The organism is Methanoregula formicica SMSP, assembly GCF_000327485.1.
GTDB lineage: Archaea > Halobacteriota > Methanomicrobia > Methanomicrobiales > Methanospirillaceae > Methanoregula > Methanoregula formicica.
The window spans coordinates 264,331-281,267 of sequence record NC_019943.1 but is presented as its reverse complement, the minus strand read 5'-3'; the positions used below and the strand labels follow the sequence as shown (position 1 = coordinate 281,267).

The 16,937-nt window shown below is 55.9% G+C and carries 14 protein-coding genes; 9 read left to right on the top strand and 5 right to left on the bottom strand.

The window, feature by feature from the left end; genetic code table 11:
• The first annotated feature begins 166 nt into the window (after window positions 1-166).
• The 3 genes from METFOR_RS01425 (at window position 167) to METFOR_RS01415 (ending at window position 2,458) form a co-directional block, all read left to right on the top strand.
• Window positions 167-865 carry a ComF family protein gene (locus METFOR_RS01425; protein WP_015284328.1) on the top strand — a complete coding sequence of 233 codons (699 nt, stop codon included), beginning with the start codon at window positions 167-169 and terminating at the stop codon, window positions 863-865.
• 61 nt (window positions 866-926) lie between these two features.
• Window positions 927-1,808, top strand: a complete 882-nt coding sequence (gene dprA / locus METFOR_RS01420) for a DNA-processing protein DprA (protein WP_233504426.1) — start codon at window positions 927-929, stop codon at window positions 1,806-1,808.
• Window positions 1,809-2,254: 446 nt separating this feature from the next.
• Window positions 2,255-2,458, top strand: coding sequence for a hypothetical protein (locus tag METFOR_RS01415; protein ID WP_015284326.1), 204 nt, complete (start codon window positions 2,255-2,257; stop codon window positions 2,456-2,458).
• 163 nt (window positions 2,459-2,621) lie between these two features.
• Here METFOR_RS01415 and METFOR_RS14340 read toward each other — a convergent pair whose 3' ends face one another.
• Window positions 2,622-3,059, bottom strand: a complete 438-nt coding sequence (locus METFOR_RS14340; RefSeq protein ID WP_015284325.1) for a plastocyanin/azurin family copper-binding protein — start codon at window positions 3,057-3,059, stop codon at window positions 2,622-2,624.
• 60 nt (window positions 3,060-3,119) lie between these two features.
• A complete protein-coding gene (locus tag METFOR_RS01405; RefSeq protein ID WP_015284324.1) occupies window positions 3,120-5,264 on the bottom strand; it encodes a DEAD/DEAH box helicase in 2,145 nt (714 codons plus the stop codon).
• A gap of 287 nt (window positions 5,265-5,551) precedes the next feature.
• On the opposite strand from METFOR_RS01405, the gene METFOR_RS16115 reads away from it, so the two are divergent.
• The 4 genes from METFOR_RS16115 to METFOR_RS01385 all read left to right on the top strand — a co-directional run bounded on the left by METFOR_RS16115 (window position 5,552) and on the right by METFOR_RS01385 (window position 9,323).
• The gene (locus METFOR_RS16115) at window positions 5,552-5,677 is read left to right on the top strand and encodes a symporter small accessory protein (protein ID WP_015284323.1); all 126 of its coding nucleotides are present in this window, start codon (window positions 5,552-5,554) and stop codon (window positions 5,675-5,677) included.
• The gene (locus METFOR_RS01400; protein ID WP_015284322.1) at window positions 5,667-7,232 is read left to right on the top strand and encodes a sodium:solute symporter family protein; all 1,566 of its coding nucleotides are present in this window, start codon (window positions 5,667-5,669) and stop codon (window positions 7,230-7,232) included. Before METFOR_RS16115 ends, METFOR_RS01400 begins: the two co-directional genes overlap by 11 nt.
• A gap of 85 nt (window positions 7,233-7,317) precedes the next feature.
• Window positions 7,318-7,650, top strand: a complete 333-nt coding sequence (locus METFOR_RS01395) for a 4a-hydroxytetrahydrobiopterin dehydratase (protein ID WP_015284321.1) — start codon at window positions 7,318-7,320, stop codon at window positions 7,648-7,650.
• 515 nt (window positions 7,651-8,165) lie between these two features.
• Window positions 8,166-9,323, top strand: a complete 1,158-nt coding sequence (locus METFOR_RS01385) for a CPBP family intramembrane glutamic endopeptidase (RefSeq protein ID WP_015284320.1) — start codon at window positions 8,166-8,168, stop codon at window positions 9,321-9,323.
• 170 nt (window positions 9,324-9,493) lie between these two features.
• On the opposite strand, the gene METFOR_RS01380 is transcribed toward METFOR_RS01385, so the two are convergent.
• Window positions 9,494-13,411 (bottom strand): DNA-directed DNA polymerase II large subunit, encoded by a 3,918-nt coding sequence (locus tag METFOR_RS01380; protein ID WP_015284319.1) that lies wholly within the window; start codon window positions 13,409-13,411, stop codon window positions 9,494-9,496.
• Between the two features lie 27 nt (window positions 13,412-13,438).
• On the opposite strand from METFOR_RS01380, the gene METFOR_RS16030 reads away from it, so the two are divergent.
• Window positions 13,439-13,573, top strand: coding sequence for a hypothetical protein (locus METFOR_RS16030; protein WP_267878660.1), 135 nt, complete (start codon window positions 13,439-13,441; stop codon window positions 13,571-13,573).
• Here METFOR_RS16030 and METFOR_RS01375 read toward each other — a convergent pair whose 3' ends face one another.
• Window positions 13,574-14,302 carry a PEGA domain-containing protein gene (locus METFOR_RS01375; protein ID WP_015284318.1) on the bottom strand — a complete coding sequence of 243 codons (729 nt, stop codon included), beginning with the start codon at window positions 14,300-14,302 and terminating at the stop codon, window positions 13,574-13,576.
• 295 nt (window positions 14,303-14,597) lie between these two features.
• On the bottom strand, window positions 14,598-15,275 hold the full coding sequence (locus tag METFOR_RS01370) for a mechanosensitive ion channel family protein (RefSeq protein WP_015284317.1): 678 nt from the start codon (window positions 15,273-15,275) through the stop codon (window positions 14,598-14,600).
• Between the two features lie 203 nt (window positions 15,276-15,478).
• On the opposite strand from METFOR_RS01370, the gene METFOR_RS01365 reads away from it, so the two are divergent.
• The gene (locus METFOR_RS01365) at window positions 15,479-16,867 is read left to right on the top strand and encodes a PAS domain-containing protein (RefSeq protein WP_148277562.1); all 1,389 of its coding nucleotides are present in this window, start codon (window positions 15,479-15,481) and stop codon (window positions 16,865-16,867) included.
• Window positions 16,868-16,937 lie beyond the last annotated feature (70 nt).

Below are 16,937 nucleotides of genomic sequence, written 5' to 3'. Positions count from 1 at the left end.
GTATTAATTAATTTATTTTCGACTCGCAACAAGACTGGCGGTGATCTTAACACTACTTGTATGATCGCACACCACTTTCACTCCATGCGGTATCGAATATATAGTGCCTTGATTAATACTACAACATTGAAAGAAGTGCGATACATCCGAGAGATGAGGGCAGTCAATGTGTCAGGTGTTTACACGCTCTGATGGGACTGAACTAGAAATTCTTCACCCACCATATTGTGAGATTTGTGGGAATCCTATTCCTGATTCGTTTGCATTATCTCATCCTTATTGTGGAGCTTGTAAAGATTGTTCCGATAAACTCCATCCTATCGTTCAAGTCAGAGCGTTTGGAAAATATTACTATGAGGACGAAAAGCCCGATGATGTTCTCAGTAATGAGATCCGTCGCTTTAAAAGAGACAAACGGCTTGCCCCACTTCTCTTGGAATGTATGTATTATGCAATTGATGTTCAATATCCAGACCTTCAAGAATTAGATGTGGTAATCCCAGTGATGAGAGGTACGCAGGATGGGGGATACAACCAATCTGGCCTCTTGGCACAAGGTATTGCTGCTCATTATGGGAAGCCATTCGTGGACGTTCTCTACAAACAACAGCCCTATCGATCAATGCATGACATCCATGATCACCGTGAAAAAGAGGCTGAAATTGCAGGAAAGATTGGATGCAATTATGTCTTCGAGAGTGATGAGTCTGTTCTCCTCATAGATGATACGTGTATTGACATGGTTACAAAACGAGAATGCGCTAGAGTGCTTAAAGCGAATGGTGCAAGTACTATCAAATCACTTGTAATTGGGAGAATGGTCAACCGGAGACACATGGAAACATTACGGAGATATAATGACTAAAAATTCTATCAAAGAGATAGCTTTTCTTGCTTGTCTCAATGATACACAGTCGTTAAAAAAAATGGAGTATGTCAAATATTTCCAGGATAGCGTATTCCTGCATGAGTTATTTGACAACACATTCGTCAATTATGTTCATTGTGTTTACCGTTATCCGGATATCGGACCCATTATTGAAAAATCCGAGAATATCCGGAAAAAGAGACTAATTGACTTCTATGTCGATGCCATCAATGGGTACACGAGAGAGGATGTTCGTATCATTTCAATCAATGATAATGCGTATCCAAAAAAACTCATCAATATTTCAGATCCCCCATTCATAATTTATCAAAAAGGGGATCCCTCGTGCCTTACAAAGCCTGCAATAGGTGTGGTAGGATCGAGAACAATCAGTCCCAAAGGGATAGAAAATGTTCGAGAGATCGTTAAAACATGCGTTGACCTTGGATTTGTTATTGTCAGTGGCCTCGCTCTAGGAACTGATACCTATGCACATCAAACAGCGCTTGAATGTGGCGGAAAAACAATAGCAATCCTACCTGGGGATATCGATAACATTGTTCCAACAGAGAACAGAGATCTCGCCAATAAGATTGTTTTTTCCGGTGCCCTTATCAGCGAGATCACTAATCTCACTAAAATGCATAAGGGCCGATATATTGAGAGAAACCGCATTACGAGTGCACTCTCAAATGCTGTTATTGTGATCGAGAGTGACGAACATGGGGGGTCGATTCGCCAGGCTGAAACCGCATTTAAACATGGAAAAACGGTTTTCATTGTCCGAGCGGATAAATCAGATGAAAGAGCGTTCAGAGGGTATAAAAAATTACTATCACTAGGTGCAATATCCTTGGATTCGCCCCTTGATCTCCCGCAACATCTCGAAGCAATCCGAAAGCCAGAATCGAAAATTGCAACACTCGCGGATTTCTCTTGATCCGAAAATCATTATTAGATAACCATACTTCTGAAAACGCGCGAGATGAGAACGTGACTTAAAATGGGCTCTGTTCGGCTGATTTCTGGGGGTGATTTGAACTCCGATCATAAAATCTCCCCCTCGGCGTATTTAGAAACGTTCAAATCTTCTTTAGTTGAGAGTTGAACATTATTGTTAACGCACCCCCTCGGCGTCTGTCACGTGTCTTCATCCTGCCTTTCCGTTCCCGTTCGCGGGGTGGTACAGTGATGCGGATCTCTTCTCCTGAAAATTCTGAAAAATATTCCCAGATTGGTTGAATTTTTTGTAAAAAATCCATATAATTGATTTTCTCTTTTATTACCCGTTCCAAAGCAATAAATATCGAATGTTCATATTATATGATCAATACAGGATGCTGCCCTCAGGGAACAGTGCAGCGGCCGGGAACAGGTGAACAAAGGATGCTCCGGATCAAACAGAACAAACCCCCCATATCCGCCGACGCAAAGGCATTCCGCGCCATCCGCAGGCTGAACCTGAACCGCACCTACATGCCCCTGAAGATCGGGGCAATCGCCGGGTATATCCTGCTCGGGATGCTCTCGGCGTCAACCTCTATGTTCGGTATCCTCGTGGGTGCCATCCTCCGCCTTGTCGGGCTGTAACCCCGGCGGCTCCGGATCCGTTTTTACCTGCCAATGGCGCCTTTGTGACGTTTTTTTGTGACAACGCTTACGGTAATTGCCATCAGGCCCGGTATTCCGGTTGCTTCTGCGTATCGCTCGAAAAAAATGAAAAAAGGGATTGCAGGATTGCCCGGGGATCGTTCTATTCCACTACGGTAACCCGTCCCTGCATCGCAGGGGCAATAATGCAGCTGTACTCATACACGCCCGGCCGGGTGAATTTCTGGCTTGAGGACTGGCCGGGGGCAAGCAGGAACGCGGTGAACCCGCCCGTGACAAAGCTGACCCGGTGGGGTCCCTCGTCTGCATTGACCCACCGGACCTGCGATCCCACTTTAACCGTGACTTCTTTGGGTGAGAAACCGGTGTCGTAGATCCAGACGGTGAGCTCTGTTGGCGTGAGCGTTGGCGTGGGGGGGATGATGGTTGCGACCGGCAGCGGGGTTTTCTGAGTGGTTACCTGTTTGGCGGTTGTTGCCGGAACCGGCATTGAAGACGGTTCCGCGGGAGTTTCCTGAACGCACCCCCCGACAAGCACCAGGACCGCAACAAGGGTGATAAGGGCGAGCCATTTTTGCATAAGAACCGTTTTCCGGGGTATCACAAAAAGGGATCCGTCCTTCTTGGAAAGGGGAGCGGATCACTCCCCCGTGCCGGGCTCCGGGGCAGAGGGAGGAAGCGCAGTAACCGCCATCCCCGCGAGTCTTTGTTTAAACTCGGTAATATGGTAATAATCCGGAAGAACAGTCTTCCGGAAGAGATGGTCTGAAAGGAGCCCGGCGAATTTCCAGGCATCCCGTTGCGGTGCCGGGAGAATCTCCGCAATCTCTCCCGGGCTCAATGCCCGGACTGCCTCCAGTGCAGCGATCACCCGGGCAATGGTATCCTGTTTGCCTGCACCCGACACGCGGAGAAGGAAATCACCGGAACTGACCCTTGACTTCTCTCCCAGGCAGTGGACAAGGAGGAGTGCAAGGACGCGGTTGAACCTGCTGCCGTGGAAGGAGTACACCTCCACGATCCTCCTTCCGGCCCGCTTCCTTTCTCTCACAAAGAGACCGCTCCCGTCCACCTCCTTCGGGATTGTTTGCAGGGCGTTGTGGAGTATGGCCCGTTCAGGATCCCCAAGCGGCAGCCGGGTTGTTCTCTCCTTCCGGATAGCCCCGGCCCGCTCGCAGATGAGGCCGGAGAACCCGGCTTCGCCACTGCCCCTCCAGAAGGTGCGGGCCCCACCAGCGACAGACGGAACAACAACGACAATGTTGTGGCCTTCGTCACACTTCACCATCGACCAGATCTGGCCGCCCAGCGTCACGTCGCCATCGCTGTGGCTGTTGACAAAACGTGCATCGAGCTTCCCCACGGCCTCGCCCTCGGGCGTCATGGCCCGGTACTCCCCGCCGCCGGCAATGACCGAGTACAGGTCTTTCCAGTTCGATCGCCCCAGCACCCGCTCCGCCTCGGTCCCGGGCATCAGCATCTCGCCGTCGGTTGCAATGAACCCCTCATCGACGAGGTGCCGAATCAGGCGTTCCAGCTCCGTCGGCCGGATCCCGGAAAATGCCGGCCGGGCAAGGAGGGTTTTCATAAGGGTTCCCCAGCCAGTCCGCCCCTTCTGAAGGGCAAGGAAGAGCTGCTGGAGGAGGACATTATAGGGTTGCTCCGGTGGGTGCAGGTTCTCGACCCTGCGGTCGATGGCACATTCGATGATGGCACAGCTGCAGAGCAGCTGACAGGGGGTTTCCAGTACAAAGACAACGAACGCCGGGCGTCCCCGCCTCCCGCTCCGGCCCATCCGCTGGAGGAAGGACGACACGGTATCCGGTGGACCCACCTGGACCACAACATCCAAGTCGCCGATATCGATCCCCAGTTCGAGCGTGCTCGTGCAGACAATGCAGGCCCCGTCCTCAGACAGGAACGCCTCCTCGGCCTTCCTCCGCATCACCGGAGAGAGTGACGAGTGGTGGATATGGAGGTTACGCACCCGCCCGGAGAGGGCTTTCATGAGGTGCTCGGCACCGCTCCGGCTATTGACAAAGACCAGCGCCTTTCTCCCGGTAACGACCCGCACAAGCGCACTCGTCCGCAGGTCCTCGTCCGGCTCGATGATGAACGAGAAGTGTTTCTCTCTGGGTGCCGGGGCTACCTCAACCAGTTTCTGGCCCTGCCTCCCATCGGAGAGCCAGGAGAGGATCTCCTGCGGGTTCCCGGCCGTGGCAGAGAGGCCGATCCGCTGGATCTTCCGCCCGGCCAGTTCGTCCAGCCGGTCGAGCAGCACCCTGAGATGGACACCGCGATCGGTCTCCACGAATGCGTGGAGCTCGTCAACGATGACAAAACGTACCTGCCTTAGGTCTTGCGAGAGCTCGCGCTCCTGCAGGAGGACCTCAAGCGATTCGGGAGTGATCATCAGGAAATGGGGAGGCTCCCCTTTCCATGACCGCCCCCCTTTGGGGACATCGCCATGCCATTTCATCACTGACAACGATGTCGGCAGGCAGAATGCAGAGAACCGCTCTTCCTGATCATTGATCAGCGCTTTTGTGGGTGCGATATAGAGGCAGGCCACCCCGGGCTGGCCATTTTTCAGGACAGCGTCCATCACCGGGATCAGGGCAGCCTCGGACTTTCCCCCGGCCGTAGGGGCAATGACCAGCGTGTCGCTCCCCCCGGAGATGGCGACACAGGCCCGTTCCTGCACCTCGCGGAGTTCAAACCAGCCAAGCCGCTGGGAGAGCACCTGCCGGAGAGACTCGTGGAGGGTGGAGAAGACGGATGCCACGGTTGTACCTGAAGAGGGTTAAGCCGCTACCGATATGGTCTTTTGCGCGGATGGCCAATAGCGTGCTATAGGATAGCATTGTACAGAAGTATGCACCAGAGAATAATTGAAAACCGTTATATATTGTGGTCTTCAGAGTAAGATCCGGTAAACAATGAGGTTGCAAGGGGCTTATTCCACTGTTTCTCACAAGAGCCCGTGCTACGCATTCTTCTTTAGATAGGGGACCGTCGTTCTGTTTGGTCCCCGTGTAATGTCGCGATGAAGAGTTTACCAGAGGTTTTTCTATGCTCTTTGGAATTCCTGATCTACAGATAGTGCTCGGCTATGGGCTGTCCATCGGGTTAGCCCTGGCGTGTATCGTGTACGGTTTGCTGTACTGGAACGAGGGGGACGGCGGTCATGGCAGTTAATACGCTGACGATGACGGCGCTGGTGCTCATCTACCTTGCAGCCACCCTCATCATCGGCTATTTCGGGTACAAGAAGACGAAAAGCTCCGAGGACTACCTGGTTGCCGGACGGTGCAGCCACCCGGTGATCATCGCCCTTTCGTACGGTGCAACGTTCATCTCCACGTCCGCGATCATCGGGTTCGGGGGACAGGCGGCAAACCTCGGGATGAGCCTGATCTGGCTCACGGTGCTGAATATCGGGGTCGGCATCCTGCTCGCGTTCGTCCTCTTTGGCAAGAAGACCCGGGAGATCGGGCACCGCCTCTCGGCGGTCACGTTCCCGGACCTGATGTGCAAGATCTACAAGTCCCCGGTCCTCCAGTACATTGCCGGGTTCATCATCGTTGTCTCGATGCCGCTGTACACTGCCGCCATCCTCATCGGCGGGGCACGGTTCATCGAGCCCACGCTCGGGATCGAATACACGACGTCCCTGATCCTCTTTGCCGTGATCACCGCGGTCTACGTGGTCTTCGGGGGCCTCATCGCGGTCATGTATACCGATGCCTTCCAGGGCACCATCATGCTGATCGGTATGACCGTCCTGCTGGCCCTCACCCTTGTGGTGGTCGGCGGATGGACTAACGGGGCGACAGCCCTCACCAATATGGCTGACCTTGTACCCAAGGCACTTGCAAGCCAGGGCATGACCGGCTGGACAACCATGCCGGAACTCGGCTCGCCGATCTGGTTCACGGTCATAACAACGCTTGTCCTCGGCGTGGGTATCGGGGTACTCGCTCAGCCACAGCTCGTGGTCCGGTTCATGACGGCAAAGGACAACAAGTCCCTGAACCGGGCAGTCCTTGTCGGCGGGCCGTTTATCCTGATGATGACCGGTGTCGCGTTCACGGTAGGAGCACTCAGCAATGTGTATTTCTACCAGACTTCAGGCAAGATCGCCATCGATGCTGCCGGGGGCAATGTCGATGCCATCATGCCGCTCTTCATCAACCAGGCCATGCCCGAGATCTTTGTTGTCATCTTCATGCTGACACTCCTCTCGGCAGCCATGTCCACGCTCTCCGCCCTTTACCATGCCATGGGCACTGCCCTGATCTGCGACCTCTGGGGCCGCGGGAGGGAGTGCGCCCTCTCCTTAAAGGCACACCAGGCCGGCATCGTCATCATGATGGTCCTCTCAACGATCCTCGCCCTGCTCATGCCCATCAGCATCATTGCCCGGGCTACCGTCATGTTCATGGGGCTCTGCGCCTGTGCCTTCCTGCCGGCTTTTGCCGTAGGCGTCTATGCAAAGGCGCCATCGACAAAAGCAGCGCTGTGGAGCATGGTTACCGGTGCTGTCGTCTGGTTTGTCTGGACTGCGTTCTTCCATGCCGCGGAGGCAAAACCTCTGGGCCTCTGCCAGGCACTCTTCGGCAAGGTCACGCTCCTTGGTGCACCATGGACCGCGGTGGACCCGATCGTGATTGCACTCCCGATCTCGCTCATCGTCATGGTCGTCATGCAGGTGCAGGCCGGAAAGGCACAGCCGGCTGCTACAGCCGCATAACCGGGATAAATCCCCTGCCGTGGGAGCGTCCGGCTTGCGGGCTCCCTTGGAGAAACTTTTTTTGCCGGCACACCGAGAGATAACCATGGAACTCGCACACCAGAAGTGCACCACGTATAAAGCAGGATCCCCCCCACTCACGAGAAAGGATACTCTCGAATACCTTGCGCAGGTGCCGGGCTGGACCTTAAAAAACGGCCATATTTCCAGAACCTTCACCCTTGCTGATGCATCGGCCTGCATCGCGTTCTTTGGCGAGATTGCAGCCCTCGCAACCGAGGAGGGGCATTTCCCGGATATCTGCATGCGGGAGTCCCGGTATGTCGATGTCTCCCTGTATACCTATCCCGCCGGCGGACTCACCCTCAACGATTTCATCATCGCTGCCCGGCTCAACGCGAAAGACACGGCACAATAAGACACTTTCTTTGACCCGGGTTTTTTTAACCGGATTGGTTGCGCAGGAACAACCAGACCCGGCTCAAGTTTTTCAAAATAATTCCGGGTTTGAAAATTTTTCGCGCGAAAAAAATCCGGATTGAAAAGCTGCCCCTGCCCGACCCCCCTTGGTTTCGCGTGGAGGAATTTTTAGGAAAGTTTACATCGCAGATTCCACATGAAATTAAGGTGTTTTTTGCATACCTGAAAAGGGGGGTCGGGCAGGGGCAAACCGGAAAAAAACGATCGCGTTTGAAAATTTTTTCGTACGGTTTGATGAGAAAAACGTTCAGAAAAGATGCGAGAAGCAGGAGTTGAACCTGCGAACCCCTTCGGGAACAGATCTTGAGTCTGCCTCTGTTGGCCACTTAGATATTCTCGCGCAGAATAGTATGGGGGAGAGGAGAGTAAAAGGCTTTCACAGGACACAAAATGCCGCCAAGAAATTCCCAATTCCCACATCCTTAATTACCAAAATGTCCCCATTAGATGAGCATGATTGAGCGCTTGTGGCAGGGCCGATACCGCGATCTCCTCATTGCAGTCCCGGTAATCGTATTCTTCCTCATCCTGCTGGCGCTTTCAGGTTCTGAGGTCCTGGGCGGGGACCTTGGGGAGTTCGTGCTTGCCGGCGGGATGGTAGCACCCTTTGTCATCCTCGCCTTCCTCGCCTATACAGGGGAGACGTACCGCTGGGCCCGGTATACCGCAGTCCTCTGGCTCCTTGGTATCCTCTTCAGTATCTGGGTCGTGACCCTTATGATCACTCTTGCACCGGTGATCAGTCTCTCCGGCGATGAGGCGGCCCTCGACGCGTTTCTTGAGACGCAGCCTCCGGAATCGATGGGCCTGGTACTCCTCGTCTCGCTCGGGGCTGTCCTCGCCAGTCTCCTCGGCTTCTCCCGCTGGTTGCGTGGGCTCCTGTCCCGCGTCCTCCCGTTCAACCCGGATTCGTTTGCCCATACCATCGGTCTTGTCTGTGTTATCGCGCTCATTGTTCTTCCATTGGTCCCGCTGGCTGTCAACGGCAATGCTCCGTTCCTGGATGCCGGGCTGCAGGAAGCCCTTGGTATCGGGAGCGAGGAGCCGGGTTCCAGCGTCAAGCTCGACATCTTCACCCTCATCTGGACAACCGTTGCCTCGTTCTTCTTTGTCGGGCTCTGGGTGAGAAAAGACCTTTCAGCAACGCTCTCTCGTCTTGGCCTGGTCCGGCCTTCCGCCCGGCAGGTTGCCCTCGGGGTAGCAGCAGGCATCCTGCTCGTAGGAGCCTTTACCGTCATTGATGATCTCCTGGTGCAGCTCTTCGTTGCCTGCGGTATCACGGTGACAGACGAAACTTTGGTGAACAACCTGTTCATCGCTTCCTTCACGCCACTTGCGGCACTCGTGGCATCAGTCGCCGCAGGGTTTGGGGAAGAACTCTCGGTCCGCGGCGTGATCCAACCCCGGTTCGGTATCCTCCTTGCGGCACTGGTCTTTGCATCCCTTCATGCGTACCAGTACGCGTGGGATGGTGTTATCGAGGTCTTCCTCATCGGGCTCTGCTTCGGTGTGCTCCGGCAGTACACCAACACCTCAACGAGCGCCATTGCGCACGGGGTCTACGATCTCGTGCTCTTCTCCCTCATCATGGCGGGGATCACGACGATTTAGGGGAGGGAGAAGGGAGGTTCGAGAAGGAGAAAATTTCCGCCGGATATCTTCAACCCACACCTTGGTCGAAGAACCCTTCGGGTTCCTCGAAGAACTACGTTCTTCTCATCTCACAAGTCTGATGACTTGTTCGATTCTCCAGCCTGCCCTTCCCTTGCGGGAACGGCAGTCTACATGAAATCCGCCAACCCAAGCTGTTGCTGCTTCTCCTCACCGAAGGTAGACTCAATCGCTAAATCGATCACTTCCACCCGCTGCTTGGTGTATTCTGAAATATGGTATTTCCGGCAGATCTCCCGGGACATCTCCAGGTACTTCTTGACAGAGCCCTCGTGGACGGTCGGGATGATATTGCCATTGCAGATGCCCTTGCCTTTGAACTTCGTGCACTTGCCGGCAAGCGGCATGCGACGGTAGCTCGTGTTGCACTTCGTGCACCGGAACTTCTGCTTGGAGAAGGCCGAGAGGTTTCCCATCAGGTCGCGGATGAAGTGCGTGTTTAAGACCCGCTCTGCCACGTCATCGGCATCCACCGCCCGGATCTTCTCAGCGAGTTCAAGTTCTGCACCGAGCTTGTCGGTCATCGTCTTCATCTGGGTGTACATGGATTCGATGGGGCCGGCCGAGATATCCGAGGTGTCGTGGGTGAACTGGAAGCCCTCAAGCTGGGCCGGCGTGCCGAGCCGGTTCTCGACGCGGTCGATGAGCTTGACGATGGTTTTTGGCTCCGCGTACGTGAGGGCACTCGTGTAGACCTCGATCGGGTACCGCTCACAGACATCGACATTGAGCGCTTCCTTGTCGATCTCAGCCGGGTCGATACGGCTCGTCAGCACCAGGGGTGCGTCCATGGAGCCCCCGCGGTTCTGGGGCAAAAACGAGCGCGAGAAGTTGATAAGGCCATCGAGAAGGAGCATGATGCAGTCCTCGTCGCCGTCGCACTGGCCGGTGAAGATGCCATTTGCCACCAGGGTGTGGTCATCGGCAACCGTCAGGCAGTACACGCGTTCCTCAGGGGCGGGGACCTGTTCGGCCAGCTTGATCGTATCGGAGATGACACAAGAGCCCTCGAAGACAGGTACTGCATCGCCGGGTTTGAGTTCCATGGCCCGGATCTTGCGGAGATAGCCGGTGTCCCAGACCAGCATCGCGTGGTCGGGGGTAACGACGAGCTCCTTCCCGCGGGAGGTGGTGAACCGTATCAGTGTCTGCGGGGCCCGGTGGACCGAGACCGAGGTGACCTTCCGGAGCCGGATCTGGCCGGTGGTGTCTACGGCGCGGGTCCAGAACGGACGGGCCGGGTCCGAGTAATAGGTGCCGAGCCGGTCAAGGCCGGGCCGGGTAAGGTCGAAATTCTCCAGCACGAACTTCCGGATCGGGATCTTCTCCCACCGTTTCCCATCGTTGACCTCGATCTCCGTGTCGCCCCAGAAGCAGTTCCGACGTTTGGCGGCATGGAAGAACGGGTGGGCATATCCCACGTTGGCCCGGGTGAACCCGACGATCCGTGCCAGAACGCCGGCGCTCGTGTGCGGGGCAAGGCCGATGACGAGATGCCCGATGAGGTCATCGGGCTTGCTGACCTTGTAGAAGGGTTCAAGGCCATAGCATTTGACGAGCAGTTCGTCCATGAACTTTGCCACGCTGATCAGCCATTCGGCGCAGGAGTCGGAGACGAGGATGTCCTGCGGGTGGAGCTCGACGACCTGCGACCCGTTCTGGAGGTCGTAGCCGTGCGTATCTTTCGTGTACCCGAGCGAACGCATCTTCTCGACGGGAACGCGGACCTCATCAGGCCGGATGTGGGTGAGCGGCAGGTCGATCATATCGAACCGGGTCGTGCCGTCCTTGAAGACAAAGACGTTCTGCTGCGCCCGGAGAATCCCCTTCTCCATTGCCTCCACGGTCTTCTCCCGCGAGATGACGCCCTTGACCCCCTTGACGAGCGCGATGCTGTCGGCCTTCAGGCCCATCCGCTCCATCGCCTTTGCGTACTCTGCCTTCACGTTCAGGCTGATCCGCTGGCTGCACAGGGCGGGGACATCGCAGTTCGGGCAGCGGTCCTGCGTAAGCTCGTGGCCGCACTTTGAGCAGGTGAAGAGGGCGATCGTGTGCCCGCCGCAGTTCCCGCAGCGGTTCATGTAGGTGATCTCACCGCACTGGCTGCACCGGCGCCGTCCCACTTCGATCTCGATGATCCCGCCCTCTTTCTGGAAGTCAAGATCCACATTGTCTGCGTCAATCTCCGCGGTATGCGTGGAGGCGGACTGGAAAGAACGCCGGGCCCCGCCGGAGTCCCCGAGCGGGAAGAGGACATGGGGCGGCGGGTTCATCTTCCGGGGTTTCGATTTCCCCGGCCGGCCCATGCGGCCGCCGATCCGTGTCCCGGACCGGGACCGCATCTTCAGGCCGGAGAGGTGCATCACGAGATCGAGCGGGGCTGCGTCAGCAGGAAGAGTCTGCCAGGTATCCCGTTTCTTCAGGTTGCTGTCAAGCCCGAGCCCGGCAAGGAACGCCAGGTACGTATGGATCACGATCTCGTCATCACGGACATCATGGGGCAGGAGGATCTCTTCAAGCGCTGTCTTGATGGCCGGATCCAGCGGGATGTGGAGGCCATCTTCCTGTATCGCCCCTTTTGCGGCTACATACCCGGCAACTGCCCGGATCTGGTCGGAAGAGATGTCGTCCCAGAACCACGTCCACGCCGGGTGGAGATATCCCCCCTTCTTCGCAGAGTCCAGGGCCTCCGTCTCATCCTTCGGAGGCTTTACCCCATCCCCCACGTCAAGCTGCCACCACTCCTCGCAGTATCCTGCCGGCACGAGCGGATGGTTGTTCTCCAGAAATTCCCCGAATGAGATGAGGATCTCGCCGATATCGAGGATCTTCTCGATCCCCGGGCTGAGCCGTTTTGCCGTGGCTTCGTCATCGATCCGGAGAACGCTGCCTTCCCTGAGCCGCACCGTCGGGCCCTCGAGCGTATCCACCGGCACCACCCCGCAGGCCTTGCCGGGCCGCTCGGTCTTCATCTGGGTGCCCGTCGCAAGGAATTCTCCGAGGACATAGAGCGTGGCCGGATGCATGCCGGCAGCGGCAAACCCGGTGTTCCGGGACCTCCCGTACCGGAGCCGGAACCCCCCTTTCCGCATCGGGTAGGAGAAGACCGGCCGGCCGCCGATGAGATCGCGGAGGTACTTGTCGAGCGGCTTTACTCCCGTGCTCTTGCCGCCATCCCCGCTCTTGGCCGCACCGGCGATCAGCTTGTCGAGCCAGTTCCAGCCCTCCATCTTCATCTTCTCGACCCGGCCTTTGAGCTTCCGGGCCTTCCCGGCAATCCCTTCGCCGATGACGAGCGCCATGCCCCCCCGCACAACGTTCGTCTCCACCCGCTCCAGGTTCCGGTGGCCCGATACCTCTTCCTGCTCGGTTGCTTCACCGTCAATGCAGACCGGGCAGTTCTCGATGATGAGCCGGATCTCGGCCTCGCTCGGGAGGTACTGGAGGTTCATGATCGAGTTGTACTGCCGGATCTCCTCGACGTACCGCTCCACCTCATCCTGCCGCGCAATGTAGCGGTTAATCCCCAGTTTCTGACGCACGTAGTCGCCGACCAGTACCGACATGGCCTGCGCCGTACCTCCGGCACTCCGGATCGGGCCTGCATAGAAGATCATCAGGTACTGGGTCCCGTCATCGTTCTTCCCGAGCGCGACCTTGGCAATTCCTTCCGTGGGTGCCGACACGACGCCTTCTGTCAGGAGCGCCATGGCAACGCGGATGGAGTGGTCGAGGACTTCCATGATGTCCTTCTCCCCGAACCTCCGGGCAACGAAATCGTCACCGATACGGAGTGCCGCCTCCTCGCGGGACATCGTTGCCTCGAGCTCGCGGATCCGGGCTGCCACCCCTTTGACCCCGGTCAGGACCTCCACCCGGTCCGCAAGGTCGCTTGCAATCGGGATCTCGACATCCATGCTGGGGTCGAGGCCCCGCGACCGTGCCTCCTTTGCTATCGCAATCTGGCGATGGAGTTCGTCCAGCAGGGACTTCTCGTAGGCCTCCATCACGGGCGAGAGCTTGAGCATATCTACGGATGGGCCGTGAGGAGATTTATGAGTGCTGATTCAGGAAGCGGTTTTGAAAAGCCGACCCTGGCGGCAGGGACATCATACAGGGTCGTGAGGATGGAAACTGCAAAAACAGGAAAACCGGGCAGAGGTATCAGGTACCCCCAAACGCCCGTGTAATTATTCTTTCTTTGTCTCGTCTTCCTTTTTCGCCGCTTCTGTCTTTGCCTTGTGCGTAAAGATGGATGCACCGGCGCCGATCGATGCGGTGACGATACCAATCAGGGCCGCAAGCACAGTCGGGTTCTCAAGCGGGCTCTCAGAAACGGGTTCTGTGGCAACCGGCTGGGCCGTTATTACCGGGGCAGCAGTGGCGGGAGGCGCCGATGGCGTGGCGACAATAATCTGCGGGGAGCCGGTGCTCATGGGGTGGAGCGTCCCGTACTCGGTAGTCTCCTGGCCGGCAATAACATAGATCGTCCCTTCATAATCGATATACCCGCTGAGGGAAAGGCGGATCAGGTGGTTTCCCGGCGCAAGCCCGGGTACTGTTGCCGGGGTAGTCCCGTAATACACCCCATCGATCAGGATTGCAGCACCGGGAGGGGACGAGGCCACGAACACGCCCCCGGTTGTCGGTGTTGTGGTGGGAATGACCGTTGTCACGGTTGTTGCCGGGATGGTTGTAGTGGTCGTTGTCGGGGCCGCAGTGGTGGTTGTCGGCACTGCGGTGGTGGCCGTCGTTTCCACGGTCGTTGTCGGTGGAACGGTGGTCTCTGTGGTGACGAGGGTTGTTTCGCTGGTCGTGGAAATGCTCGTGTTCGTGACGTTCCCTTCATCGGCCATCACGGGCACGACCATGCACGCTATGACAAGAAGGAGCACAAGATGCGTATAGTTCCTGTTCATGATAGGATCTCCATGATTTCTTATCCTTGTGCGGATCCCTGCCCGTGAGAGATCCGCCGGCCTCCGGTCACGGGAGACCTCCCGGAAGGGGATCATGGTTCTTGAAAAGTATTGCGTGGTCTGCCATGATGAATGTTGCCGGAGGGGGGGAACAGCTGCCAGCGCTCCCTCTGATCCGGACCGGTTCCAAAGTGGCGGAGGTATCTGCGGGAAGCATGAAAAAAGGACGGGTATAAAGTGAGGGGAAAAAATCCCCTTTTCCTGCACAAGAATACAGGGTCTTTTTTTGTGATCCTTACTTTGTGATTGATTCCACGACCTTGTCCATGATCTGTTCGCTGCGGTTCTTCATACCGAACCAGACAACGATTGCGATCGAGGCGCCAAGGCCGATACCGATGCCCCAGAAGATGGGCGTGATGATCGTGTAGATGATCGTGAGGTCAAGCATGAGCTGCGAGAGTGCAAGCATGACAACAACGAAGTACAGGAAGAGCCGGAGCAGGACGAGAACCGGGGTGACCAGTTCGATCTGCGAGGTCTGCGAATACTTCCTGAAGAAGTCGATGAAGTAATCGACAAGGATAATACCCACGACAAGGATGATCACGAATGCGACAACATGCGGAATGTACTCGAGGACCTGCGTCATGAACTTGCTGAGGTAGTCGAGGTTGAGGATGTCAACTGCCGCAAGGATTGCGATAAGGTACACGACACAGCGCATGGTGATGTCGCCCAGATAGCCCAGCGACACATGCGATGTTGCTACGGTCTTTCCCACATCTGATTCCCCGATCACGGGGGCGGTCGATACAGCGGCCATGGCCTTGTCGACGATGATACGGACTGCCTTGCCCAGCACACGTCCGACAATCCAGCCAAGAAGAAGAACAATCACTGCACCAATGATGGCAGGAAGAACTGCCACTACGTTTTCCAATCCACGGGAAATAATGTCAACAGACACCATACAAATTACTCCTGATTCCGATGTTTTTTAATCCTTCTGAAATAGGGTTGCAGCAGGGAATGCTGCATACACTACAGTGTAGTGTTATCGTTGTTTGTATTTAAACTATTCACTAATAGATTATACATCCTGATGATTCATAACACTTATAAATTTTGGAGGTCAATAGATTACCTACAACGCCTCCGGGCATGTTCACAGCCATGATGCAGGATTACCAGCAGGAACTCGGCGCAATACGGGAGCTTTTGAAAAAGAACCAAAATGGCATGAGTGTCACCGACATCTCCAAAGCGCTCAAAAAGAACAAGAATACCATCGGGCGTTACCTGGATATCCTGCTTATCTCCGGGCAGGTCGATATGCGGACCTATGGCATGGCAAAGGTGTACACACTTTCCCAGCGCGTCCCGCTCTCCGCCATGCTGAGCTACTCAAAGGAGCTCATCATGGTGCTGGATGACGAATTCCGGATCATCGATGTCAATGCAAATTTCCTGACCCTGCTCCACCTTTCCCGGGAGGAGGCTGTCGGGAAGAATATCTCGTTTCTCCAGTCTCCCGAAGTGGATGTTCACGAGCTGCTGGACAGCATCTCAAAGGAGAAAAAAAAGGCAGAGACAACCGTCACCTTCCTCGTGAAAGGCAAAGAGGAACGGATTTTTCACCAGAAGTGCATCCCCACGGTATTCGATGACGGGGGAAAAGGGATCACCCTGGTGCTTGAGGATGTGACGGAACGCATCCTTGCCGAGCGCGAGATCCGGGAGAGCGAAGAGCGGTTCCGGATGATGGCAGAGAACATCCGGGACGGCCTCATCATCTTTGAGAACGGGAAGACCGTGTACGCAAATCGTCGTATTGCCGAGATAACCGGGTATTCCTTCAAGGAGCTCTGGACAATGAACACGCTCTCCATCATCCCTCAGGAGTGTCGTGACGAAGTGACACGGCGAATCCGGGACATCGAATCGCACCCGGAGTCCCCGGGCGATCTCAAGATGTGGATCATCAGGAAAGATGGCGAGAAACGGTTTGTCTACATCCGTATTAATGCCGTCAGGCGCGGGAGTATCCTCTACAATTTCGTCGTCTTTACCGATATCACAGAGCTGAAAAACCAGGAGGCAAAGGTCCGCGAGAGCGAGCAGCGGTTCCGGATGATGGCAGAGAATATCCAGGACGGCCTCATCATTGTCGAGAACGACAAGGTGGTGTACACAAATCACCGCATCAACAAGATCTCCGGCTATTCAGACGAGGAGATGATGACCATGGGACTCCACGGAACAATAATCGTGGAGAACGTATCCGGGGGAATGGCTGATGCAGGCCTCATCCCGCTTTCCGAGAAGACGAAGATCGAAGAGATAATCAAAAGTGTAGAGCCGGATTCCGGGGTCCCCGGCGAGTTCAGGATCTGGATCCGGAGGAAAGACGGGATCCCGCGGTTTATCCACGGGAAGGTCACCGCTGCCCGACAGGGTTCCGTGACCAGCACCTACATCACGATTGCGGATATCACAGATTTTGCCGAACGGGAGAACGCCCTGCGCCAGCGTATCGATGCGCTCCAGGACCTCCTGCGCTGAGGCTGGCATGTGCCCATCTTGTTTGCCCGGCTGGAGTTCCGGAGTTTACTATTCATATGTATAACCCATT

What these genes read in the sequence shown, in the direction of transcription:
- METFOR_RS01370 (WP_015284317.1), bottom strand. Translation starts at nt 15,275, where the DNA reads ATGGTGTCTGTTGACATTATTTCCCGTGGATTGGAAAACGTAGTGGCA.
- METFOR_RS01380 (WP_015284319.1), bottom strand. Translation starts at nt 13,411, where the DNA reads ATGCTCAAGCTCTCGCCCGTGATGGAGGCCTACGAGAAGTCCCTGCTG.
- METFOR_RS01415 (WP_015284326.1), top strand. Translation starts at nt 2,255, where the DNA reads ATGCTCCGGATCAAACAGAACAAACCCCCCATATCCGCCGACGCAAAG.
- METFOR_RS16115 (WP_015284323.1), top strand. Translation starts at nt 5,552, where the DNA reads ATGCTCTTTGGAATTCCTGATCTACAGATAGTGCTCGGCTATGGGCTG.
- METFOR_RS16030 (WP_267878660.1), top strand. Translation starts at nt 13,439, where the DNA reads ATGAGTGCTGATTCAGGAAGCGGTTTTGAAAAGCCGACCCTGGCGGCA.
- METFOR_RS01425 (WP_015284328.1), top strand. Translation starts at nt 167, where the DNA reads ATGTGTCAGGTGTTTACACGCTCTGATGGGACTGAACTAGAAATTCTT.
- METFOR_RS01395 (WP_015284321.1), top strand. Translation starts at nt 7,318, where the DNA reads ATGGAACTCGCACACCAGAAGTGCACCACGTATAAAGCAGGATCCCCC.
- METFOR_RS01365 (WP_148277562.1), top strand. Translation starts at nt 15,479, where the DNA reads ATGATGCAGGATTACCAGCAGGAACTCGGCGCAATACGGGAGCTTTTG.
- METFOR_RS14340 (WP_015284325.1), bottom strand. Translation starts at nt 3,059, where the DNA reads ATGCAAAAATGGCTCGCCCTTATCACCCTTGTTGCGGTCCTGGTGCTT.
- METFOR_RS01400 (WP_015284322.1), top strand. Translation starts at nt 5,667, where the DNA reads ATGGCAGTTAATACGCTGACGATGACGGCGCTGGTGCTCATCTACCTT.
- dprA (WP_233504426.1), top strand. Translation starts at nt 927, where the DNA reads ATGGAGTATGTCAAATATTTCCAGGATAGCGTATTCCTGCATGAGTTA.
- METFOR_RS01375 (WP_015284318.1), bottom strand. Translation starts at nt 14,302, where the DNA reads ATGAACAGGAACTATACGCATCTTGTGCTCCTTCTTGTCATAGCGTGC.
- METFOR_RS01385 (WP_015284320.1), top strand. Translation starts at nt 8,166, where the DNA reads ATGATTGAGCGCTTGTGGCAGGGCCGATACCGCGATCTCCTCATTGCA.